Annotated in this window: 19 protein-coding genes; 4 read left to right on the forward strand and 15 right to left on the reverse strand. The window is 58.3% G+C overall.

The window, feature by feature from the left end; all coding sequences use genetic code 11:
• Window positions 1–322 precede the first annotated feature (322 nt).
• The 15 genes from hypE to N2605_RS28265 form a co-directional block, all read right to left on the reverse strand.
• Window positions 323–1,369, reverse strand: a complete 1,047-nt coding sequence (gene hypE, locus N2605_RS28195) for a hydrogenase expression/formation protein HypE (RefSeq protein WP_260344066.1) — start codon at window positions 1,367–1,369, stop codon at window positions 323–325.
• Entirely contained in the window at window positions 1,366–2,508 is a 1,143-nt protein-coding gene (hypD, locus tag N2605_RS28200; RefSeq protein WP_260344067.1) for a hydrogenase formation protein HypD, read from the reverse strand. Before hypD ends, hypE begins: the two co-directional genes overlap by 4 nt.
• Window positions 2,505–2,720, reverse strand: coding sequence for a HypC/HybG/HupF family hydrogenase formation chaperone (locus N2605_RS28205; protein WP_311735338.1), 216 nt, complete (start codon window positions 2,718–2,720; stop codon window positions 2,505–2,507). The genes hypD and N2605_RS28205 overlap by 4 nt, the downstream gene beginning before the upstream one ends.
• A gap of 22 nt (window positions 2,721–2,742) precedes the next feature.
• Window positions 2,743–4,998, reverse strand: a complete 2,256-nt coding sequence (gene hypF, locus N2605_RS28210) for a carbamoyltransferase HypF (RefSeq protein ID WP_260344069.1) — start codon at window positions 4,996–4,998, stop codon at window positions 2,743–2,745.
• On the reverse strand, window positions 4,995–5,954 hold the full coding sequence (gene hypB, locus N2605_RS28215; protein ID WP_260344071.1) for a hydrogenase nickel incorporation protein HypB: 960 nt from the start codon (window positions 5,952–5,954) through the stop codon (window positions 4,995–4,997). The genes hypF and hypB overlap by 4 nt, the downstream gene beginning before the upstream one ends.
• Entirely contained in the window at window positions 5,954–6,295 is a 342-nt protein-coding gene (locus tag N2605_RS28220; protein WP_260344073.1) for a hydrogenase maturation nickel metallochaperone HypA/HybF, read from the reverse strand. Before N2605_RS28220 ends, hypB begins: the two co-directional genes overlap by 1 nt.
• Entirely contained in the window at window positions 6,288–7,379 is a 1,092-nt protein-coding gene (locus N2605_RS28225) for a hypothetical protein (RefSeq protein WP_260344074.1), read from the reverse strand. Before N2605_RS28225 ends, N2605_RS28220 begins: the two co-directional genes overlap by 8 nt.
• A 91-nt stretch (window positions 7,380–7,470) precedes the next feature.
• Window positions 7,471–8,328, reverse strand: coding sequence for a hydrogenase expression/formation protein (locus tag N2605_RS28230; protein WP_260344075.1), 858 nt, complete (start codon window positions 8,326–8,328; stop codon window positions 7,471–7,473).
• A 616-nt stretch (window positions 8,329–8,944) separates the two neighbouring features.
• Window positions 8,945–9,235, reverse strand: a complete 291-nt coding sequence (locus tag N2605_RS28235; RefSeq protein ID WP_260344078.1) for a HypC/HybG/HupF family hydrogenase formation chaperone — start codon at window positions 9,233–9,235, stop codon at window positions 8,945–8,947.
• Window positions 9,236–9,251: 16 nt separating this feature from the next.
• Entirely contained in the window at window positions 9,252–9,836 is a 585-nt protein-coding gene (locus N2605_RS28240; protein WP_260344079.1) for a HyaD/HybD family hydrogenase maturation endopeptidase, read from the reverse strand.
• 12 nt (window positions 9,837–9,848) lie between these two features.
• Window positions 9,849–10,565, reverse strand: a complete 717-nt coding sequence (gene cybH / locus N2605_RS28245) for a Ni/Fe-hydrogenase, b-type cytochrome subunit (RefSeq protein ID WP_260344080.1) — start codon at window positions 10,563–10,565, stop codon at window positions 9,849–9,851.
• A gap of 5 nt (window positions 10,566–10,570) precedes the next feature.
• Window positions 10,571–12,361: a nickel-dependent hydrogenase large subunit gene (locus N2605_RS28250; RefSeq protein ID WP_260344081.1), complete on the reverse strand. Its 1,791-nt coding sequence runs from the start codon at window positions 12,359–12,361 to the stop codon at window positions 10,571–10,573.
• An 11-nt stretch (window positions 12,362–12,372) separates the two neighbouring features.
• A complete protein-coding gene (locus tag N2605_RS28255) occupies window positions 12,373–13,473 on the reverse strand; it encodes a hydrogenase small subunit (protein WP_260347515.1) in 1,101 nt (366 codons plus the stop codon).
• 801 nt (window positions 13,474–14,274) lie between these two features.
• The gene (locus N2605_RS28260; protein WP_260344082.1) at window positions 14,275–15,537 is read right to left on the reverse strand and encodes a serine hydrolase domain-containing protein; all 1,263 of its coding nucleotides are present in this window, start codon (window positions 15,535–15,537) and stop codon (window positions 14,275–14,277) included.
• Between the two features lie 71 nt (window positions 15,538–15,608).
• Complete coding sequence (locus N2605_RS28265) at window positions 15,609–16,289, reverse strand: molybdate ABC transporter permease subunit (RefSeq protein WP_260344085.1); 681 nt, start codon at window positions 16,287–16,289, stop codon at window positions 15,609–15,611.
• Between the two features lie 1,140 nt (window positions 16,290–17,429).
• Here N2605_RS28265 and dctA point away from each other — a divergent pair.
• The 4 genes from dctA (at window position 17,430) to N2605_RS28285 (ending at window position 23,402) form a co-directional block, all read left to right on the forward strand.
• A complete protein-coding gene (gene dctA / locus N2605_RS28270) occupies window positions 17,430–18,752 on the forward strand; it encodes a C4-dicarboxylate transporter DctA (RefSeq protein WP_260344086.1) in 1,323 nt (440 codons plus the stop codon).
• An 823-nt stretch (window positions 18,753–19,575) separates the two neighbouring features.
• Complete coding sequence (locus tag N2605_RS28275; RefSeq protein WP_260344087.1) at window positions 19,576–22,248, forward strand: PAS domain S-box protein; 2,673 nt, start codon at window positions 19,576–19,578, stop codon at window positions 22,246–22,248.
• Complete coding sequence (locus N2605_RS28280; protein WP_057027981.1) at window positions 22,245–22,928, forward strand: response regulator transcription factor; 684 nt, start codon at window positions 22,245–22,247, stop codon at window positions 22,926–22,928. Before N2605_RS28275 ends, N2605_RS28280 begins: the two co-directional genes overlap by 4 nt.
• An 87-nt stretch (window positions 22,929–23,015) precedes the next feature.
• Entirely contained in the window at window positions 23,016–23,402 is a 387-nt protein-coding gene (locus tag N2605_RS28285; RefSeq protein ID WP_057028537.1) for a response regulator transcription factor, read from the forward strand.
• The last annotated feature ends 871 nt before the right edge of the window (window positions 23,403–24,273 follow it).

Genomic DNA, 24,273 nt, shown 5'->3' on the forward strand with positions numbered 1-24,273 from the left:
CAGCGATAGCGCGATGCAGCCGACCAAAATGGCGCAGGAATTCAGCGATATTTGGCAGGCTTCGCAGGATTTCAAACCTACGGGTGCTGAGCGGGATCGTGTCACCGTGCTCGCTGAGCTTAACCATTGAAGCAGCGCGATCGATGAATCGTTCCGAATTGCCATCGCGGCTTGAATCCGGCCTCGCCGGAGTTCTCAAGCAGGAAAGATGGCATCTGCCGATTAGGCAGGGTTGCCTGTTAAGCGAAGCGTTTCAGGAGCTGATGGCCAATGACCATTGATGGCAACTTTGGCTTCCAAAAAATTGACATTGCGCGGTTGTTCAACAGATCCGAGGCAATTGTTCGCCCCACAGCCAGTCGACGATTCGTCGGCCGCCGAAACCGGTCGTCATCTGCACAAATTTGTGATCGTCAGCCACTGCCTCGCCAATATCAGCTGCATCGGACCCGAGCGGGTGCGCCTTCATGGCTGCAAGCACGGCATCGGCCGAGTCAGGCGCGACGATCGCAACGAGCTTGCCCTCGTTGGCGACATGGATCGGCTCGAGTCCAAGCAGCTCGCAGGCAGCCGCAACCGCGGGCTTCACCGGAATGGTTGATTCCTGCAGATGAAACCCGAGGTCGGATTGATGCGCAATCTCGTTGAGAGTCGCAGCGAGCCCACCGCGCGTGGGGTCGCGCATCACCCGGATGCCGCCACCACCAGCGGCAATCATGACCGCTACGAGATTATGCAACGCTGCCGAGTCCGAGACGATTTCGGTTTGAAAAGCGACGTTCTGACGCTTTGACATGATCGCCACCCCATGATCGCCGAGGCTACCGGACACCAGGACACGATCCCCGACCCTTACCTTGTCGGCGGAGAGATCGAGCCCATCGGCCAAAAGCCCGATCCCGGCCGTAGAGATGAACAGACCGTCCGCCTTGCCGCGCTCGACGACCTTGGTGTCGCCGGCAATGATGTAAACGCCGGCACCGCGTGCGGCCGCGCCCATTGAATCCGCCACGGTTGTCAGATCCGAAAACCGGAAACCCTCTTCGATGATAAAGCTGGCCGACAAATAGAGGGGACGCGCACCGGACATCGCGATATCATTAATCGTGCCGTGCACAGCCAATGACCCGATATTGCCGCCGGGAAAGAACAGTGGCGAAACCACGTAACCGTCGGTCGTCATCACCATCCGGCCTGCCGAAACATCAAACGTCGACTGATCATTGCAGCGGGCGAGCCATTCATTACCGAACGCCTGGTGAAAAAGGCCGGAGATCAGCTGTGCCATGGCACGGCCCCCGGATCCGTGGGAGAGTTCAACGCGTCCGTTCTCCACGTCGAGCTTGCGTTGATAGGCATTCACGCTCATAACGTCTGCCTCACCTGCTCATCGCGAACTCGGCCATAGGTCCAATACGCCGCACAAGCCCCTTCTGATGACACCATGCAGGCCCCTATCGGCGTTTCCGGCGTGCAGACGTTTCCAAACAACTTGCAATCTACCGGCCGTTTGGCGCCACGCAGGATCGCGCAGCACTCGCAGGCCGGATTGTCTGCGACGCGCATGTCCTGGATCGCAAAACGAGTCTCGGCGTCGAATTTTCCGTAAGACCCCTTCAGCTTCAGTCCGCTGTTGGGTACGAGTCCAAGCCCACGCCATTCAAACTGCTCACGCAGTTCGAATATCTGCGACACCTCTTCCTTGGCGCGCCGATTGCCTTCGCGTGTCACTGCACGGCTGTATTGGTTTTCCACCTCGTTGCGACCCTGGTTCACCTGCCGCACCAGCATGAGGATAGCCTGCAGCACGTCGAGGGGTTCAAATCCGGCGACCACGATCGGCTTCTTGAACTGCTCCGCCAGAGGTTCGTAAGGCTGTGTACCGATAATGGTGCTGACATGTGCAGGCCCGATGAATCCGTCAATGGGGACCCCGCCGGTGTTGCGGATTTTCGGGTTCTCGAGAATGCTGTGCATCGCAGAGGGTGTAAGCACGTGATTGCAGAACACGCTAAGGCCGTCCAACCGCTTGTTCTCGGCAATCCGGATCATGACGGCGGTCGGCGGCGTGGTGGTCTCAAATCCGATGGCAAAAAAGACCACTTCGCGGCCCGGCGCCTGTTCGGCGTGCCGGATAGCCTCGAGCGTCGAGTAGACCATCCGAATGTCGGCGCCCAGCGCTTTGGCCCGCAACAGGGATTGTCCTTGCGACCCGGGCGCGCGCATCAAATCGCCGTAGACACACAGAGTGACCTCTGGCCGCTCGACGAGCTGAATCGCCACGTCGATACGGCTCGCGGGCAGAACGCAAACGGGACAACCGGGCCCGTGGATCATCCGGACGTTCGCCGGCAGCAGATCCTCCAGACCGTAGCGGGAGATCGCATGAGTGTGTCCCCCACAAAATTCCATGAACCGATAGGCTCTTTGCGAACTGACCTCAGCGTCAATCGCACGCGCAAGTCCCTGCGTGATGGTCTTGTCGCGAAATTCGTCAGAATATTTCATGACCGGCATTCCTGCGCAGCGCTGGCTAGCTCCTGCAGGAGTTCTAGCGTGCGCTTGGCTTCCGCCGGATCGATCTTGGCGAGCGCATAGCCGACATGGACTAGGACCCAATCCCCGACGTCGAGCTCGTCCATGAGAGCAATCGATATCTCTAGCCTGATGTTATCGATGGACACGAGGGCCATTTCGTTGGGAAGAATTTTCGCGATCATTGCCGGAACCGAAAGACACATATCAGGCAGTTCCTCCGCTGGCGGACGACTGTTGAGCGATCTGTAGAGCGGCAATCCAGGCCTGGCCAAGGCTCAAACCGCCGTCATTGGGCGGCAGCCGCCGCGGCACCAGCGGGGTAAGACCGGCATCGCTGCACCCCCGCGGGATTTTGTCCGCCAGCACCGCGTTCAGGAAGCAGCCGCCGCTCAGAACGACGGTATTGACGCCGGTTGTCTGCGCAGAACGCGCGACCCAGTCAACGCAGGCGGCGGCGAAAGTGCCATGAAACAGCTCGGCTCCGCCGGCGGCGTCTATGTCATCAGCAATCAACCGCGAAAACAGCGGACGAAGCGACAGCACGCCGCCGTCGATCGTCCAGCCGCCTTGGAGAATGGCAGTCCGCCGGACCAGCGCTTCGAGCTTCATCGCTGCTTCGCCCTCATAGCTCTGCAAGTTCGCAATCCCCAGCAGCGCCGCTGCCGCGTCGAACAACCGTCCTGCACTGGTCGTGGTGGTCCGGCATGGCTGATCAAGCAACTCCGTCACACACCCGGCTTGCTGTTGCGCCGCAAAGCGCTGCACGATTTCGTTACCCCGACCGAACCCATGTAATACTGCGCTCGCCATGCGCCACGGCTCGCGGGCTGCACGATCTCCACCAGGCATTTTCAGCGGCGCTAAGTGCCCGATGCGTCTCGACCACGACCCTTCGCACAACAATAGTTCGCCACCCCAGTTACCCCCGTCGGAGCCAAAGCCATGGCCATCGAGCACCAGGGCAAGCGTAGGTCCGGCATGCCCATGCTCGGCGATCACCGCGGCAGCGTGTGCGTGGTGATGTTGGACCGCGACCAGCTTGCGGGTATTTGCTTCCGCAAACCGGGTAGAAGCCATATCGGGATGCAGATCATGGGCGATCACGACAGGCTCCACGTCAAGGCTCGATGTGAGGTGCCGGATCGTCTTCTCGAACGCACGGATGCCTTCGGCCGTATTTAGATCGCCAATATGCTGAGAGACGAACGCTTGGTTGTTCCGCGTAATGGTGATGGTAGATTTCAGTGTCGCCCCGACGGCGAGCACGGGCGGGACGGACCGTTCAAGCCGGATTGGCTCGGGCACATAGCCACGAGCACGACGAATGAATTGGGGCCGGCCAGCCACCACCGAAACCACGGAATCATCAGCATGCGTCAAGATATCGCGATCATGGATCACGACAAGGTCGGCGATCGCCTTGAGCCGCCTCAGCGCCTGCGCGTTATCAATCAGGAGCGGTTCGCCGCAGAGATTTGCACTGGTGGCGACGATGACCGCGCCAGACCCCGAGCGCCCCTCCGGCGAGCTAAGCGCATGGAAGATGAGATGATGCAGCGGCGCTACGGGCAGCATGACACCCAATCGCGATAAACCAGGAGCTATGGCGGGCGCCACTTTGTTGCGCGATGGTAGGAGAACGATAGGACGTGCTACGGATTCGAGCAGGGCAAGCTCGACCGCTTTCGCCTCCGCAATCTCGTTAACGCGCTCTATGGAATCGACCATAACTGCGAACGGCTTCTGAAGGCGGTGCTTTCTCCTGCGCAAGCGCTGCACGGCGTCCTGATTACGCGCATCGCAAAGAAGCTGGTATCCGCCCAGCCCCTTTACCGCCACGATCTGCCCCCGCACGATCGCCGCGACAATGGCGCTGATCCCATGGCTGAGCCGAGGTCCGCATGTCGGACAAGCAATCGCCTCCGCGTGAAATCGGCGGCTTGCCGGATCGGCATAGTCAGCCGCGCACGCTGCGCACAACCTAAAAGCTCTCATCACAGTGTTGCGACGATCGTACGGAAGCCGCTCGGCGATGGTGTAACGTGGGCCGCAATGGCAGCAACTGATGAAGGGGTAGAGGTAATGCCGATTTTCTGGATCGAAAAGCTCGCTGAGGCATTGCTGGCAGACCGCGGCGTCCGCAACGATTTGCGTTGACAATTTGCCGACTTCGCTCGTACTGATCGTGAAGTCTTCGGCCGCTACCGCCGCAGTCTCCCGAACGCAGATGTGGTCTATGCGTGCCAATGGAGGCGCCTCGAGCGGCAATGTGGCGACAAACTCTGACGCACGGTGCCCCTCGACCTCGATGATAACGCCCTCGGGGCCATTAACGACAAACCCCGCCAATCCGTACCGCATGGCGAGTCCATATACATAAGGACGAAAGCCGACCCCTTGCACTGCCCCACTCACGAGTACGCGCAGCCGTGTTTTGTCGCAGGTGGCTGCAGCACTCATCGCCTTGTGTCCTCCAAGGCGCGCCTCTGGCGGCGCGCCTGTTTATCGATCCAGGCGTAGAGCGCACCAAATCCCTCGCCATTACGAGCCGAAACTACAAGCACCTCGATCTTTGGGTTGACCCGTCTGGCGTATTCGATGGCCTTGCCCAAATCAAACTCAAGCAGCGACGCCAGATCAATCTTGTTAATCACCATGAGGGACGAAGCTGCAAACATATCAGGATATTTGATCGGCTTATCTTCACCTTCCGTAATCGAGAACACTACGATCTTGCAGGCCTCGCCAAGATCGAAGGCAGCGGGACAGATCAGATTACCCACGTTCTCGATGAAGAGAATACCGCCTGAGAGCACCGGCAAGCGGCGATAAGCCTCGCCAATCATCGCAGCATCGAGATGACAATTCTTGCCGGTATTGATTTGAACGGCTGGCACGCCGGCGGCCTGAATACGTTCGGCATCGTTCGAGGTCTGCTGGTCGCCTTCGATGACCCCGACCCGCCGGCTGCGCTTAAGATCGGACACCGCGCGAACGAGCAGTGTTGTTTTACCCGCACCGGGGCTGGACACAACATTAAGTACAAGCAAGTCATCGGCTACGAATAGCGCGCGGTTGACCGCCGCAATCCCATTATTCTTGCCCAGGATATCGCGCTCGATCTCAACGATCCCCTTTCCGCTTACGCGCAGGGCCCTTAAATCTGTCGGGCCGCCCCCGCCGCTCGGAAGCGCCTGCATGTAAGGTGCCCTGTCAATGGCAGAGCGAGGATTTCGATCATAAAAATGACCGGCGTGGTCTGAGGGCGCCGAGCGTCGCTCGCCCGGCGGATAGGCAGAATGGCGATCGGATTTGTCCTGCACACGATCACCGTATCGCTCATCGCTCTCCATATCATTTGCATCGGCGCGTTTGGTAGAAGGCGTCTCTTCGTGGCAGCCGCAAACAGCACACATCAATCGATCTCCAGCTCTTTCACGCGCATCTGTTCGCCAGCGGTGACCTGCAACTGATAGCTGCCGCAGCAGGGACAGCACTCACCGCGCCGTGCAATTTCGACGCTCTTCGAACAGCTCATACACCAGGCAAGGCCTGGCAGTTCGACGATAGTAAGAGCCGCGCCCTCGGCAACGGTCCGCGTTGCAGCGGCAGCAAAGCAGAACCTGATCGCTTCAGGCGCGGCATGACTCAGCGCTCCCATCTCGAGACAAATGCTCCGCACCCGCGAAGAGCATCGCTCGTGTGCCTTCTCCTCGGCGATCTGAATGATCTCAAGACAAATCGCCATTTCATGCATCGCGAAGTTCGCGAAAATTGACGGTGAACGCGGCGCACGGATCAAGCGATGCAATCACCGCGTGGACTGCATCTCGGCGTCGTCGAGCCCTGAGCACCGCGCCCTGCAGGTTCCGTACAAGCGGTCCGCGCCGGTGGAAATTCCACTCCGTCGGCGCAAGGAATTCGAAGCGGGATATCCGGCCATGAGCATCGAGCTCCACCGCGTGGTAGAGACGGCCCCTGGCGCATTCAACCGCGGCCGCTGCACGGCCCGGACCCAGTTTGTATCTTTCAATAATCCCATGCTCCGCGGCGTCAATCTGAGCGCCGGCCTTGAGCCAAGCACATAGCCGGAGGATTTCAATAATTCTGGCCATCAGCCGCTCGGCTGCACCGAAGGGCCTCAGCGAGACCCGATCCCGGGTAATTTGGCGCGCCCATGGGCCCGTCTCGGGCACCCGTCCGTCGAGATCGGGACAATCGCAAAATGTCGAGTCATCGCCGAGCAACCGCTTTGTGATGTTCTGGTCGTCAGCAACAGACAAGAACGAGTGCGCCGCCGGCATTGACTTCAGGTCGACCTCATTAAGCGCCGCGAGGCGAAGCGCTAGTGGGCTGCCGGACGTCAGCGCGCCCCCCTCAGGTACCCCCAGCACGGCCAGCGCAGCGACAATCCGTGCCGTTGCTTCGCGTTGAGGGGAGCTCCAGGCTGGCTGTGCGGATCGGACAATCGCCGACAATTCCGACACCAAGGCCCGGATTCCCGCCGCACTGGCGACATCTAGCGTAAGATGTCCGACGAAAAGGCCCCGTGCCAAATCCGCGATGCGCTCAGTAACGATAAGCGCGATACGCTGCCGTTTTGTTGCGCGGCTGATCACTTCGTCGCGTGCCGTCTCGATCGCGGACAACAGTGCAGTTTGTTGGGCAGCGACACACAACGCGAAAAGCCGCGGCAGCACGTTGAGCACTGTCGAGGGCTCCCTTCCGGCGAACACGCGCGCCAGCGGCGGCCGGACCCGCGGTTGGATCTCGACCGAGGCGACTACGTCTGCAGCTAGCAATACGTGGACATCAATTTTGTTGCGCGCAACGAGGCTCATGCGAAACGCTCCGCCATCATCCCGCGCAATCTATAGTCCATGCGCATGCGCTGTCTGCGGAATGCCACCCGATGCCGAATGACCGAGCTCTTCATGTGAAGTACGCCTTGATAATTTCCTGCAGGCGCTCGGCAGAGTCCTGGAAATCCTCATCGGCAGCCAATGCAGCAATCGGCACGCCGCCGACCTCGAGCGTATCCAAGATGATGTCATCCGTCGAACTGAAGAACTGCACGGACCAGACATTCCTGGTGCCGGTCGCCTGCACTCGGCAGGTGCCATAGCCGTGCAACATGAGTTGGACCGGTCCATTGCCCAAGCTTTGCTGTAGGAATGCCAAGTCGATAATGCTCATTGGCAGCAACGTCAGATTGATGACGTGGGCATGCATGCCAAGTCGCCAGCTCCTCGCTCGCTCACGTATTTCAGCCAGAACCGGTTTAACGTTCATCGCGCCATCCGGCGGCGTACCGATCACCAGATCGGGGGACGTCAGGTCAGTTGCGGCACTCCGGACTATCTGCGGAATCGCCCCGACCTCAACATACTCATGCGAGGGATCGGTCCCGATGCGCACGCGCCAAATTCCCGCAAGCACGGATTCCCGGATTTGCGCCAAAGAGCCATCTGGCAGCGCAGCCACGCCGGCCACCTCACCTTCTCCGAGGACTTCCCCGATCAACTTGCGTTCGCTATCGCTGAGATGTGCCAGGCCGTAGAGGTGCGTCCCAGCACCGCTTCTCTGACCGCCAACGGCAGCAGCGGCATTTGATAGCAGCAATGTGGCGTTCGGATAATTCCTTGCACGCTCGTCCCGATCGCGCCAAGCGCGGCCGGCGAGCGCACTCATCGAGCCGGTATTGAATGCATCGAGACTTGCAGAGCCAGTGGCAAGGTCGCTCGCCGCCCGGTGGGCGCCGCCGGATACAACGGGGGTCGCTGTTTTCACGATCGGATGTTCCGTTGTCTGTATCGGGGTGCAATACACTTGGCGAGGTAAGCGCTGCCGGCGTGTGCCCGAATGATTGGTACGGAGATGCGGTTGATCGTGAGCAGACGGTCCGGACTTTTGCCGATCAGATTGAGTTCATCGTGACTACGACACAGGCTTGCCGTCGATGGTCTACGCCGGCCGAACCTACCGACTGGTGTGCCACTAACGCCGCGCGGAGGCGGTGCGCCTTGCATGCCTTGCTTAAACTCCTTGACAGCTTCAGGGGGGAAGAATGCCAGCTGGATGATCCGGAGCATATATGTATCGGCCGCGGACAGCGGCATCATGGCCACTGTTACTTGAGCGTGCGCGGCTAGGCACGCATCGAAGCCGACGCCCTCCTCGTCGGACGGAGCGGGTCGCGCCGGACCATGCTGCGCCGGTTGCAACTTCATCACACGCCTTTCTGATAATGTTCGGTTCTGCTAGCAGGCCATTAGCAAGGGGCATGCCAATCATCCTCTGGCCGCGATTGGAGCTCGACCAACCCCTGGCATTTTTCCAGGCAAATGTTACGTGCGACTGGAATTCCCTTTGTGAGAAACTCACCCGGCGCAAGCGCGCGGAACTGCTAGCGTAAGTGCTCCGGCAATTGTGGCTCGTGACCGATCAAGTCCGCAAAGAAGCGATCGAAGTCCTGGCCGTTGAGGCTGGCCTCAAGCCCGTCAAGTGCTTCCGAGATCAGCCTTGCTTCGTTTTCGTCCAAGAGCCGCACCGCGCTGTCGATATGAACGAGCACTTTGGACCCAACCGGTACATCGACGAGCAGCATGACCGAGACGCGCCGCTGTTCACTGCCACGCTCGCACAGCGCGGTGATTCCGTCAGTCTCCACAATCGTCATTGGCAAGCCAAGGCACATGGCCAGTCGCAGGCCGCTAGACCGGCTGCGCCCTCATCTCATAGTTCGCATGGTCAATATTGTTAGCCAACAGCTGTTCTGCTGCAGGCAGCGGCGCGCTTCGCAGGTTTGCCGACGAGCCCCACTGCGCTAGGAGTTTACAACCCAGCTCAATCGCAGGCGCGATCTGAAAGCGCACCGGCGCCGTCAGAGGACCGCCCCAATTCTCCAGGTCCAACGGCTGACAGCCGATGAGAGCGAGCTCTCGCGGGCGGCGGCCAAGCAAATCGGCCGCGCTCAAGACCTCCTGAAAGCCGGTCTGATGCAGGCTCACTTTCCTGGCACCAGTAAATTTTGGCACTTCGTCATCTCGCACAAGCTTCAACTGCCCCGGCAGCAATCCGTAGTCGATCGCATCGAACACGATCAGGCAATCGGCCTGCTCAAGAAAACTGACGAGGTAGAGCCCCTGGGTGCCGCCATCGAGGACAGTAACGTTATCATCGACAGCGTAGCGGCGATGAAACTCCTCGACCACACGCACGCCGAAGCCCTCATCGGCCCACAGGATATTGCCGATGCCGAGCACCAGGATCCGTTTTTTCTGTTTCGGATTGAGCATCCACCTTCCCAGTCAATCGCCAAACCGGCGCTCACCCGATACCGTAGAAGAGAAGCTACCGTGAGACATGACGTCTTCCCGGATCACGGCGTAGATATGGACCAGCGCGAACATCACGATGACCCACAGGCCGAGATGATGCCAGGTGTGGACGTCGTGACTGTTCGGCCAGATTGAAAAGACCCAGCCGAATGCCTTATACTGCCAGCTGTCAGTACCGGTGCCTTGCCCATAAAGTGCAAAGCCTGTGACGACCAAGAATGTGATCGTCTGCGTAAACATGAAGAACATTGCGAGCTGAGCAAGGCGATTGTGCACGAGGCCCCTCTCAGGATTCCCTGTAAGGAACGCATACCTGCGGATCTCGTGGTACACCTCTCGCCAAAAGCACGCGCGCCAGAGCGGCACGTAAAAGATCTGCATAGCATGCGCATTTCCCATCAAGGCCCAGTAGATGCGTAGAAGAAAGCCGACGCTGAGCACATATCCCGCCGTGAAATGGGCAAAGCGGATATAGCCGAACAGGAAGTTGCTGCTTGCCTCTCCCGACATCTCCGGTGTCCCGGTTCCAATCAGATAGCCCGTTGAACTCAGCACCAGAATGGCCGCCGCATTAACCCAATGCCACAGTCGCACCGGCGCATAAACGTAGGCGACGCCACCGCCAGTGCTGCGGTCAGTCGGTGCCGCATCGATGGCGGCGAGTAGCTCCCGTGCGCTGTCTTTCATTGGACCTACCGCACTTTGACTGAAGCCATTTCTTGGCCCTCAGGACTCATCACGTGGGTCGAGCAAGCCAAGCACGGGTCAAAGGAATGGATGGTACGCAGGATCTCCAGGGGCCGCTGCGGATCGGCCATCGGAGTACCGATCAGGGAGGCTTCAAAGGCGCCAATATTGCCCTTGGAATCGCGAGGAGATCCGTTCCAAGTCGTCGGAACGACACATTGATAGTTGTCGATCTTAGCGTCCTTGATTTTAATCCAGTGGCCGAGTGCACCGCGAGGCGCCTCAGAGAACCCATAGCCCTTGGCCTCCTTACGCCAGCTTTCCGGGCTCCACCTGCTGACATTGGCAGTTGCCGTATTGCCAGCTTTGATATGGATTACGAGCTTAGCCTGGAAATAACGCATCTGATGCGCCGCCCACTGGCATTCAAGCGCCCGCGTCGCAGTACGGCCAAGCGTCGAGAACAGCGCACTCACGGGAAGATTGAGCCCCTTGAGCAGTCTCTCGGCTGGCTCCTTGAACTCGGCTCGGCCTTGCGCAAAACCGACGATGTATCGCGCCAACGGCCCGACCTCGACGGCGCGGCCGCGCCAGCGCGGCGCTTTGATCCAGGAGTACTTGCCGCCTTCGTCGAGTTCCTTGATATCTGTCTTGCTGCCTTTGAGTTTTGGTCCAAGTTCAAAACTTGGCTCGGTGATACCATCCCAGGGATGCAGTCCACAGCAATCGCTGGGGTATTTATACCATGAATGCGCGACGAATTCCTGAATCTGTTCGGGGTCACCATGGTCGATCGGAAGTATCTCCTTGAGATTGCCATCCAGAATGACCCCGCGCGGCAGCTTCAAACTCTCCGCGGAACTGTCGTTGGCGTTTTCGGGGATGTCGCCATACGACATCACGCTTTTGCTCGAAAGACCGCCGCCGTGGAGCCAGTCCTTATAGAACGAGCAGATCGCGACAATGTCGGGCAGGTAGATCTGCTCGACAAACTCGATCGAGCGGTCGATGATCGAGGACACGATGTTCAGTCGCTCCATATTGATCGCGCCCACCGCACCGATTCCGTCGACGTTGATCGCGCAGGGCACGCCGCCGACCAGCCAGTTCGGATGCGGGTTCTTGCCACCATAAATAGCTTGGATCTTGACGATCTCCTTCTGGAAGTCGAGCGCTTCCAAATAATGAGCTAGCGCCATCAGGTTTGCTTCCGGTGGTAGCTTGTACGCCGGATGCCCCCAATACCCATTCTTGAACGGACCGAGTTGCCCTGATCCGAAGAATTTGGTGAGCCGAATCTGCAAATCTTTAAAATAGCCAGGGGATGACAGCGGCCAGGGCGAGATAGACTGCGCCAGCGCGGAGGTCGACTTGGGATCGGCCTTGAGCGCGGAGACCACGTCGACCCAATCCAACGCATGCAAGTGATAGAAATGTACGAGGTGATCATGCACGAGCAGGCACAGCTGCATGATGTTACGAATCGAATTGGCATTCTCCGGAATGGCAATTCCCAGTGCATTTTCAACCGCGCGCACGGAGGTGAGCGCATGGGTGCCGGTGCAGACCCCGCAAATCCGCTCGGTGAAGGCCCACGCGTCGCGCGGATCGCGGCCGCGTAGGATGACTTCGATGCCACGCCACATCGTCCCGCTTGAGACCGCATTGCGGATCACATTGTCCGAATCGAGATTGGCTTCGACGCGCAGGTGGCCTTCGATCCGCGTCAGCGGATCGATGACGATTCGCCTGCCGGAACGATCGAGGTTGAACCCATTTGGCGTCACGACAGCCACCCTCGTCCTCCTCAACTCGGTTTGTCTTTATCGGCCGCGTGATCCGGCTTGTGGGTCAACCGCTTCACGGCGGTGACCGCCGCATGGGCAGCGACGGTTAGCCCGACCACCCCGGCAGCGGCCATGCCGATCCTGTCGGCGTTCTCCTCGATGCCAAACTGCTTGATGGTTGTGAGTCGGTCGTAAAATGACCCTTTGTCCCAGAAGCCGTCCTCGGAACAGCCGAGGCAGCCGTGGCCGGATTGAACGGGAAATGAAACTCCGCCGTTCCACCGGACGGCCGAACAGGCATTGTAGGTGGTTGGTCCCTTGCAGCCCATCTTGTACAGGCAGTAGCCCTTGCGGGCGTACCTATCGTCCCACTCTTCGACGAATTGGCCAGCGTCGAAATGGGAACGCCGATAACACTTGTCGTGAATGCGCTCGGAATAAAACATACTGGGGCGTCCTTGGCGATCGAGCTCCGGAAGCTTTCCGAACGTGATGATGAAGGTCAGGAGGCCACTCATTATCTCTGCGATAGGTGGGCACCCGGGCACCTTGATGATGGGCCTGTTGGTGATCACCTTATCGATTGGCACCGCGCCAGTCGGATTGGGCTTGGCCGCTTGCACGCACCCCCAAGACGCACACGTTCCCCAAGCGATAATCGCCATGGCCTCTTCCGCCATCGACCTGAGCTTTTCAACGAACGGCCTGCCGCCATCAATGCAGAACATGCCGCCCTCGTTAAGCGGTGGATTGCCTTCGACGGCGAGAACATACCTACCTTTGTACTTGGCACGGGTTTCTTCCAGGATGGCCTCGGCCTGGTGTCCAGCCGCCGCCATGAGCGTATCGTCGTAGTCGAGCGAAATCATCGACAGCAGCACGTCTTTGATCAAGGGATGGGCCGAGCGGATAAAGCTTTCCGAGCAACAGGTACACTCGAGCCCGTGCAACCAGATGACGGGCACACGCGGTTTGGTTTCCAGGGCGTGGGCAATACTGCTTACGGTGAGCGGACCGAGTCCCAAGCTCGCGGCGGTCAAACTACAGAATTTGTGGAAACTACGACGGGTGATACCCTGACGTCTGATCACGCTGTAGAAAGTTTCCGTTGCATCACCCATGAAACCTTCCATGTGAGTAGTCGTCGGTAGTCACGAACTGCTGACTTTTAGCAAGAACCAGGCCATCGAAGCGAAACAGTTGAAACATATCAAGCTACCGCTCCCTTTTGCGAGATTGTCGAAGCCGGGCAGCAGAGCTTTGTCATGGATCTGTCGTCCCAATGGTGTCCAATTCCGGACGTCGATGTGAGCACTTCAACAAATCAGCACGGTGGTTCACCACTTCACGGCGACTACCCCATAACCGCGGCACCCGTCACATTTGTCGAGTAAAATTGCTGCAGTTGACGCGCACCCCACTGCCCCTCCCAATCAGGCTTGCCGATTGCTGACCCGCGTGGCGTAAAGGCCCTCATAGTAGCAAGTTCACCGGCAGCCCGTACAAGAAGCGGCTGTCGAGCGGGAAGAGAGGCCGCAATGGACTGAGCCCTGATGCGCACGCTGGCTTTGCTTTTGGATCGGAGTGGATTCGGTCTGACTTTGGTTTCAAAGCGGCTCGTCGCACGTCATAGCTACGGCGCTGTGGACGAGACCGGACGTTTAAAGCTAAGGTCTCGGGGCGCTCATCACGCAAGCCAATCAATAGCAAGAAGCGCGGCGTCTTGGCGCATCACGACACTCAGCCGCTTGCAGGAGTTTCTTCGCGATAGCGGAGGCGATCGTGTTCTTGAAGCTTAGTGCGATCCATCCGACGCGGATAGACGGCAGCGGCGCCTACATTCAGTCGGCATCGCTCTCTACTCGCAACACTTTCTGCCTACTATCCAAAACGGATCATCGAGCATTTCGGCGGAAAGTGAATTATCGGATTATCGCAGCATAGACCATGTACTGGACTTGCTCGCGGTAGTACTTCCGGATTTCTCCGGGGGCCGCCGTTCCGACCACTGCGACCAGACGCTCTTTTGGGTCGCAGAAAAATTGTGTCCCGTACGCGCCGGTCCAGGTGAACTCACCTGGATTGCCCGGAACCGCGGAGAGCCCCTCGGTTGTACGTACAGCCACTCCGAGCCCGAAACCGAAGCCGGCCCGATGCGCCTCCACATTGGCGACCTTATTTTTGATCCCTGGCCCAAGGTGGTTGGAGATCATGTGGCGCACCGTCCTCGGACCGAGAATGCGCTCGCCATCGAGCTCTCCACCATTGAGTAGCATTTGTCCAAAGCGCACGTAGTCACCAACTGTCGCAAATGCGCAGGCTCCCCCGCCGTCAAACTTCGTCTCGCTTTCGAGGAGCTCGATCTGTTGCGGCTTTCCCGTCAGCGGGTCGCCCGGAAATGGATGCGCGAGGCGCCCGCGTTGCGATTGAGACAAATGGAAAGTGGCATCTTGCATTTCGATAGGCTTCCACAGGTTGCTGGCAAGATAGGCGCCCAATCGCTGTTCGCTGACCTGTTCAACGACAGCTCCCAGCACATCGGTCGAGAAGCCGTATTCGAATGCCGTTCCCGGTTGATGCGCTAGGGGCAGCTTGGTAATGGCTTCAATGAAAGCCTGCTTATCGGCCCTTAGGGGCGGAGCGGCGAAATCGGGATAGAGACGCGCTACTTGGTCAGAGCTGTCGGCGGGCGCACCGTAGGTGAGCCCGGATGTGTGGCGATAAAGATCGTGGATGTAGATCGCAGCATTCTGCGATTGAAATCCTAATGAGCCGTCATGCTGCGGCACTCCCACCTTCATGTTTGCGAACTCCGGGTAGTAATCCGCAAGCCTGGCCCTTAGAGGAAGGCGACCTTGCTCCATGAGGATAAGCCCCGCAACGGCCACCATCGGCTTGGTCATGGAAGCAAGCGCGAATATCGCATCGAGCCGCATCGGCCTTCCTTTTACCGGATCGAGTTGGCCGTACGCTTTGTAGTGAATTAGCTTGCCGTCTCTGGCGATTGCAATCACCGCGCCGGGCACGCGTTTGCTCGTGATCTCGCGAGCGAAGAACTCGTCCAGTTTGGCAAGGCGCTGTGGAGAAACGCCGACCTCGTCGGCCGTCGACTCGGGCAGAGGCGCGGAGCGGACCGAGTTGAGACCGATTCCAGCAGCTGCCGTCGCCATGACAAGCTTGTCCATTGTACCCTCGGAAGGAGGGATGGTCCCTGTTTGCAGATTGCTGCGCGGCGTTATCAGATAACTGGGCGGGGCTAAGACGATTCGGTGCCCCTCCTGGCAGAGTGCCTGTCGATGAGCGCCAAGGTTAGGATTGCCGCAAAGGCGAACAACACCATACCACCAGCAACCACACTGGCTTCGCGCCAACGCGACGCCTGGACGTACTCTACCACGTAAGCCGACAACACTTTGGTGCGCCCAGGAATATTGCCGCCGATCAACATCACGACGCCGAACGTGCCGATCGTATGAGAGAAACCGATTACGCCAGCCCTTACAAACTCCAGTCGCGCCGGTGGCGCGCTGATTGCAATGAAGGCGTACAACGGCGAAACGCGCCTGGTCGTTTTCAAGGAGCGATCGCCTGTCGCAACAAAGGCGCTACGGATCGGTTGCACAACCAACGGCAGCGCCGAGAGGACCGATCCGACTGCCATTCCTGCGAAGGTAAAGGCTAACGTGCGCTCGCCCCAGAAAGAGGCGAGAACGCCACCCGGTCCAAGCAAAACGAGTACGCCAAAGCCGAGAGCCTGTGGCGGTAGCACCAGCGGCAGGACGATCATCGTGGCCACAGCCTCGCTCGCAAAAGTCTTTGAGCGCGCTAGCCACCACGCGAGGGGCACACCAATCACGAGAAGGATCACGGTTGCCACGCTGGCGAGCTCAATCGTGAGCGCAACGGATTGCGAAATCTCTGCCCAAACGACATCCATGTGCGTCAGCCCGCCAGTGAGCGCAGGTCGCCGTATCGTGCCAGTAATCCCCTGCACGTCCGGCTCAGCCGGGTATGTGGCGAGACTCGAGATTTAGTCGCGCAGCAGCTCGTGGAGGCCGCCACATTCGCGCGCGTCATTTCTGGGAGCAAGAGCAGCATAGCAAGTCTCATCGACAAGTCCTGTGACAAGTCCGCTTCGATCCATCTGACGATGGTAGCTTCTCTTTTGTGATCAGCAATTCCTATGCCGCGTGCGAGTGTGGGCTCTATGCTCAACGCGAGAGAAATTCGCGTGGACGCCGACGTCACTTTGAAATGGACCTAACGCTCTGTGAGCTTTCTCGCATCTTTTGTTCCCGACCAGACAGCGACAGCGGCGCAACGAAGCGTTAGAATCCGCCGCCGGAAGAGATGCCAGCATGGTCGGTCGACGATACGCCGCGCCGGTAGTGGAATGGATCGCCGGAAGCCCGCTGTTGGCGAGCAAGACCAACGGTTCAGGGGGGAAATCGCGTGAGGCTGCTTCTGCGAGACGGTCAAAGGTGCGAGGGGCCGCGAGCGAAGGCCAACTTTTGACCATCCTGGCTAATGCGGATCGTCAGCGTAGATCCGGAAACAAACCCGCCGTGCACAAACGAGCTTTGCCGCTAGCCACCGCGCGGCTCATCCACTACAGATTCTTTCGCGAAATCTAGTTCCGAAACCCAAACTTCCATCCGGCAAATGCGTGCAATCCAAACTATCAATTTTACCAATCCCACGCATTGTTGCATGGATTTCAACACACCGAGTATATCGATCACGCTAAGACTCCCAGTCGCGAGGCAACTCCGCTAATGCGCGCGCTACGCTGCAATTTCTTCTTCGACCTTGCGAACGCGGTCCGAGCACGCAGTCAATGCGCCCGCCCTACCGACGATTTGCCCTCGGCTGATTAATCGGCCGCAGTTTCGACGTCTGGTGTAGATCTTGCTTAACGAGAATGAACAACGCAACTAAACGCCTGCCTTTGGAAGGACGCACCGGCTCCCGGAGCCGTCTTCAATCGGACACGGCTGAAATGATGAGTCTCGGATGACGCTGCCGCCTCTGAACGAGGCGGCGGCTGACATTCGAGTATATTCGGGAAGGAAGCGTCATGACCACCATGGCAACTGCGGCGCCTGCACGGGCGTCGCAAGTTTGGTATAAGATACTCTACGTCCAGGTGCTGATCGCGATCTTGATGGGCGCCATGGTCGGCTGCCTGTGGCCATCTGTCGCCACCAACGACTGGGTTAAGGCGCTGGGTGACGGGTTCATCAAGCTCATTAAGATGGTGATCGCGCCGATTATTTTCTGCACCGTCACCTCTGGTATTGCGCATATTCAGGATGCGAAGAAAGTTGGGTGCGTCGGCGTCAAAGCGCTGTTCTATTTCGAGATCGTGTCCAGCTTTGCCTTGCTGTTGGGCCTTGTTATGGGCAATCTCGTCCGAATAGGTCATGGCCTTGCGGTCAAGCCGGATGCTGCGGCCGTCGCCAATTACGTCAAGCAGGCGGAAGCTTCGAAGACCGTCGACTTTTTTCTCAACATCATCCCCGATAGCGTGGTCGGCGCCTTCGCTCACGGCGATGTTCTGCAGGTTCTCCTGTTCGCGATCCTCTTCGGCTTTTCTCTGATGGCGCTGGGAAAGCGTGGGGAGCGGCTCCGCGGCATGATTGACGACGTCACGCACGCAATGTTCGGCGTAATCGCTATTGTAATGAAAGCAGCGCCGATCGGAGCCTTCGGCGCCATGGCTTTCACGGTCGGCAAGTTCGGGCCTGCAGCACTCGGTAATCTGATTGGTTTGATCGCGCTGTTTTACGCGACGGCGGCGTTATTTGTGGTCGTGGTGCTGGGTTTGATCGCGCGCCTCGTCGGCTTTTCAATCTTCAAGTTCCTTGTCTATATCAAAGACGAGATTCTGATCGTGCTCGGTACTTCGTCCTCGGAAAGCGCGCTGCCGCAATTGATGGAAAAGCTCGAGCGGCTGGGCTGCTCCAAGGCGGTCGTCGGGCTGGTGGTGCCAACTGGCTACTCCTTCAACCTCGACGGAACCAATATCTATATGACACTTGCGACATTGTTCATTGCCCAGGCACTCGGGGTCGATCTCTCCTTTAACCAGCAGCTCACGATCTTGCTCGTGGCAATGCTAACCTCGAAGGGGGCAAGCGGCGTCACCGGCGCGGGCTTCATCACCCTCGCTGCGACGTTGTCGGTAGTAAACCCAGCGCTGGTGCCGGGCATCGCAATCGTTTTTTCGATCGACAAGTTCATGAGCGAGGTGCGCGCCCTGACCAACATTATCGGCAATGGCATCGCGGCCGTGTTCGTATCCTGGTGGGAAGACGAGCTCGAGCACGCAACGTTGCAAGCTCGGCTCAACCAGTCCACAACTTCCCCCACTATCGACAGTACAAGCTCAATGAGGTAGGTCCCGGATCTTAACGCCCCCATCCGAATCCCAATCGAATGCCAGAGCTACACTTCTCGTACATCGAATCGGCGCAAAGGACGTAAGGAAAGTCGGTACTTTCTCGTGCGCTCTCCAGTGCACAGCCCTTGCTGCGCGTCGTGGCCAGGCAGATGCCCCTGAAAAGCACGCGTTCAAAGAACTAGGGGCTTCTTCAGGGCGCCTCCTTGACGGTCAAGGCTACCGTCCATCTGAATGCGGCGGGTCGTCCACGGCACCGTCGGTTCGGTGTCATGTCGGCGCTCGATTCCACCGAAACCAATTGGAGACGACTCCTCCGCAGCTAGGCGTGATGGCCTAATCGCCGGGTAGCACTCGCGCAACCTCGCCTTCCTGTCTCGGCACATGAAGGTTACGCTTTCCGCCGCAGGACCGATTGTGCCGACGAGATGAGTGGTTCGCCCGCTTGTTTCTGTTCGTTCCCGGCCCGGAGGCCCGCCTGATCGTTCGCTTCAACCTCACGGCTGCACAAAAACCGCTGTCCTTGGCCGCGGGCGTAAAGGGGGTGCATCGGCTCGCAGGACTCGAGCGACTGCCGCCAAGGCTATCGGCAGGGAAGCCAAAGCAGACATTTCAGCTTCGACCGCCGCACGGTCGGCGACCCCACATCGAAAAGTTTAGGACAACCATACGTACGTTTATGATGCTTTTTTTGCCCGCGCGTGCTGAGTTCGGCCGCAGGTGATCAATCTCGGACACGCTCGATCCAAGCGTCGAGGATTGCCCCATTTTTGCCTAAAATGCTATAGCTCTCCCGCCGGAGAACAGGCCGGACGGTCTCAAAATGTCTATCCAGATCAGCAGTCTTAAACGTTCAGCCCCTCAGTTGACCTTCGGCGGCATAACCTTAGCCGCTGTTACATTGAGTTGCGTATACCTTAATGCCCATTTCGCCGCGACGGCGTTCGCCTATTTGTTAGTAGTCTTGCTATTTTCGTTGATGGGCAGCTTCATCGCGTCATCCGCGCTCTGCATCACGGCAATCGCTGCTCTCGCATACTACTTTGCGCCTCCGGCGTTCAGCCTGCAAATCGATGACCCCCGCGATCTTCCAGTGGTTGTCGCATTCTCTATTGTTTCAATTGTAGCAACGTACCTGATCGGAAAGCTCCGCCAGGAAAGAGAGGCTGCGCGTGTGGCTGCGGTCAAGCTTCAGCGGAGTGCGGCGGATTTGGAGGATCGTGAAAAACGGTGGCGGGCAATCTTCGAGCACAATCCGGCCATGTACTTCATGGTCGATGGAGCCGGCACTGTCCTTAATGTCAATACATTCGGCGCGACACAACTCGGCTATGCTCCTGCAGAACTGATCGGCCACTCCGTACTCGGCGTATTTCTTGAGGAGGATCGCGCATTCGTTCACAAATGCATTCGGGCGTGCCTTGAGGATATTGGACAATCGCGCACGTGGGACGTCCAAAAAGTCAGGAAGGACGGCTCCGTATTGTGGGTACGTGAAAACGCCAAGGCCATGCTTTGGGCCGACGATCAGTCCATTGTCCTTATCGCCTGCGAAGATGTCACGGAGCGAAAGCAGACCGAACTTGCCCTGCAGCGGAGCGAAGCGCATTTGGCTCAAGCGCAGGAGTTGAGTCATACAGGCAGCTTCAGCTGGAACGCCACCACTGGCGAGGCGTTCTGGTCGAAGGAGACATTTCGGATTTTCCAATTGGATCCTCAAACGACTCCCTCGCCGCAGCTTGTCGTTGATCGCACTCACCCAGACGATAGGGCTTCGGTTAAACAGGTTATCGATGGAGCGATGCGAGACTTGAGCGATTTCGAGCACGAGTATCGATTGCTGCTACCAGACGGCTCTGTGAAGCACATCCATGCGAAGGCACGGCTCACGAGAACCGATTCTGGTGAAATCGAGTTTGTTGGGGCAGCTACCGATATTACGGCAGCGAGGAGAGCAGAACAGCAGTTGCGTCGCAGCGAGGCCTATCTGGCCGAGGCCCAGCATCTCACCCACACAGGCAGCTGGTCCTGGGACGTCCACGGTCTAGATTTCGTGTATCGCTCCGCGGAAGTTGATCGACTGTTTGGCTTTAACCCACAAGAGCGGGTATCGATAGAGACCATTCGCTCGCGCATCCATCCGGAAGACTTGCCGCGGTTACAGGAGGTGCAGCGCCAGGCGAGAAAAAAGGAGCACGAGCGGTTCGAATATGATTTCCGTGTTCTTCTGCCAGATGGCGGGATACGGCGTATACACTCCGTTGCGCATGTTGTCGTCGCTAGCGATGGTAAGGTCAGCGAGCTGATTGGAACACATATGGATGTCACCGATCAACACGCAGCTAGGGAACGCCTGGAAAACACACTTGTCGCGCTGCGCGAAAGCGAACAGCGCTTTCGCGACTACGCCGAGACAGCTTCCGACTGGCTCTGGGAGACCGGCCCAGATCATCGGGTCACTCGCTTATCCGAGCACACCAGCACTGCAGGAATTTTGGCCACAGGATTGATAGACCTGCTTCGCTGGGAGATTGCGTGCGACGTCGAAGACGAGCCCGAAAAGTGGCGGCAGCATCGGGCGACGTTGCAGGCGCATCAGCCTTTTCGGGATCTCGTCTACCGCACAGTGAATAGGATGGGATCCCCGATCTACGTCCGCACGAGTGGTAAGCCTTTCTTCGACGGAAACGGCAATTTTCTGGGCTACCGTGGCGTCAGCACTGACATCACAGCCATTATTCGCGCCGATCAGGCCGAACAAGACCTGCGAAAGGCACAGGCGGAGCTTGCCCATGTGACGCGTGTAACGACGTTAGGAGAACTGACAACCTCCATCGCCCACGAGATAAACCAGCCACTCGCCGCTATTCTCACCAACGCCGATGCATGCCTCGGATGGATGGCTCGCGAAGCTCCTGATCTTGCCGCAGCGCGCTCTTCAGTGGAATGGATCATCGAAGACGCGATCCGGGCAAGCGAGGTGATCCGTAGTGTTCGCGCACTCGCGAAGAAAGGCGAGATTGAGATGGTGCCGCTCGACATTAATGATGTCGTCAGGGACGTCGTTGCGCTGGTAACACGAGAGCTTGTTAGCCACCGGGTGACGTTGCGAACCGAGTTGACGGCCGTGCTGCCTAGGATCCTCGGTGATCGAATTCAGCTACAACAGGTGATCATCAATCTGGTAATGAACGGAATCGAGGCGATGGACGCAATTACAGACCGGCCGCGCGAACTTCTGATTCAATCATCCAAGGACGATCTGGGGCGCGTGCAGCTTGCCGTGGCCGATTGCGGCGTCGGGATCGGTGATAAGGACGCTGACCACGTCTTGGATCCCTTCTTCACCACCAAGTCGAGTGGCCTTGGAATGGGACTTTCGATCTGCCGTTCTATCGTGGAAGCTCACGGAGGGCGGCTATCGTTTCTCGAGAAAGATGAACCGGGCGCGACCTTCCAGTTTGTCCTGCCCGTGCATAAGGAGGCCATCCAGTGACTGGACCATCTGACTCGCTAAGTACGGGTAGCAGTGCCGAGGCCTCGACGAAGGCGATCGTCTTTGTCGTTGAGGATGACATCTCCGTGCGCCGCTCGCTTATTAATCTTTTTAAACAGGTAGGATTGGAGGTCGTTGCCTTCGGATCGGCCCGTGAAATGCTGCAGAGCACAATTCCGGACGTCCCAAGCTGTCTAGTTCTTGATGTCCGGCTGCCAGGCCTGAGCGGCCTTGACTACCAGACCGAGCTGGCTAGGTTGAACATACACATCCCGATCATTTTCATCACCGGTCATGGCGACATTCCCATGACCGTCAGAGCCATGAAGGGAGGTGCGGTCGATTTTCTCAGCAAGCCCTTCCGCGATCAGGAACTGCTTGATGCTGTGGTTGCGGCGACCGAACGCGATCGCAAGAGACGGGAAGCTCAGCGAACCGTCGCGAACCTGCAGTCTTTATTTGAGACCTTAAGCCCGCGAGAGCAGGCGGTGATGAAACTGGTCACGGCCGGCCTGATGAACAAGCAGGTAGCCGCCGAACTTGGGCTCGCCGAGATTACCGTCAAGATCTACCGGGGTCACGTAATGAAAAAGATGCGTGCCCGGTCACTTGCCGAGCTGATCAGAATGAGCGAGACGCTGGGGCTTCGTGCAAATCGTTCTGAACAAACGCAAGTATGATTTTACAGCTTCATCTCTCCAGCCCATCTTTCGCCGAAGGTGGCTAGTGCTTTGGCAGCCGCTGTTCGCGCGTCAGGAGGGCTCATCTTGTCCACGCCTTTGATTTCCGTCGTTGACGACGACGCCTCAGTCCGTGCGGCGACAGGCAACCTCTTGAAATCGCGTGGCTACGTCGTGCAGATATTTGCTTCGGCCGAGGCGCTCCTGCGGTCGCCGCAGTTAAACGAGATATCCTGTGTCATTACCGATGTGCAGATGTCGACTATGAGCGGGCTGGAGCTGCTGGCACAGATGCGGACGCGTGGTCACAAAGCACCTTTCATTTTCATTACCGCTTTCCCCAGCGAGCGTGTGCGCACGTCAGCCCTGGACGCGGGAGCAATAGGCTTCCTCGCCAAACCATTTGGCGGACAAGAGTTACTTAAGTGCCTCGACAGCGCACTGAAGGCATATGGCGCCCGAGGCGGTATCTGATTCCAACCTGCAGCTTGAGTTCATGTCCGATCTAAAGCTCGTGAGCGACAATCACGCCACCCGGCGACGTGTTCGCAGTCCGAACTCCGGCTTACTCTAAATATGCTAGCGGCCAGCAATTTTCTTGCCCGTCCACACTTTACGGATATGGGCGGCTGCAGAACAGAGTATCCTGCGAGAGACGCTGGCACGCCAACCCGACTCATCCACGCCAACGCTCATGGTAACGCTGACCCAGAGCCGTCGTTGCGCCTAAGCACTTCTTAGCTCCATCTGGAGCGAGGCTATATATTCCGTTGCAGAGCGAAGTTGCCGAGATGGACCGGCAAGCACGAGATTGGCTGTGCAGCCCCACCGCGGTGACGATGCAAATGGAGCTTCGCTCAGCAGGCCCCCATGTACTGGGCACCCCTTTTCTGGTGAGAGCGTTCTGCACCATGCTCGTGCTCACCGCATCGTTACGTCCGTTGACGCTTGCGGCCCGGCTTGTCCATTGGGCGGCCGCTTCGCTGTACATTGTTGCGACCGACTATCGTCAGGCGTCCACGCCCTTATTTCTTCGCAAGCTTCATCTGCGGAAGAGTCGTGGTCTCAGCCGTCCAACGTGCTCGGCGCCACACATCCCGGCCGCTCGGCCGGGGGGGCAAAACAGGTCGTCGCCGCAGCGAGCATTCTCAGCAATAGGCTTGTAGAATAGGCTCCTACTTCCCAAGCGCGAACAATCAGCAACGGCTAAGCCAAGATGAACTGAGGAGAGAGCATTCTGAGCCAAACGAGGAACTCTGAGCTAAACGCCGCCGGCGCAGAGGAGTGCGGAGCAGGCTAGATCGATTTTTTCCACGAGGCCAAATGCCCGGTGATTCCATGGTCA

It is taken from the genome of Bradyrhizobium yuanmingense (assembly GCF_025200905.1).
Classification (GTDB): domain Bacteria; phylum Pseudomonadota; class Alphaproteobacteria; order Rhizobiales; family Xanthobacteraceae; genus Bradyrhizobium; species Bradyrhizobium yuanmingense.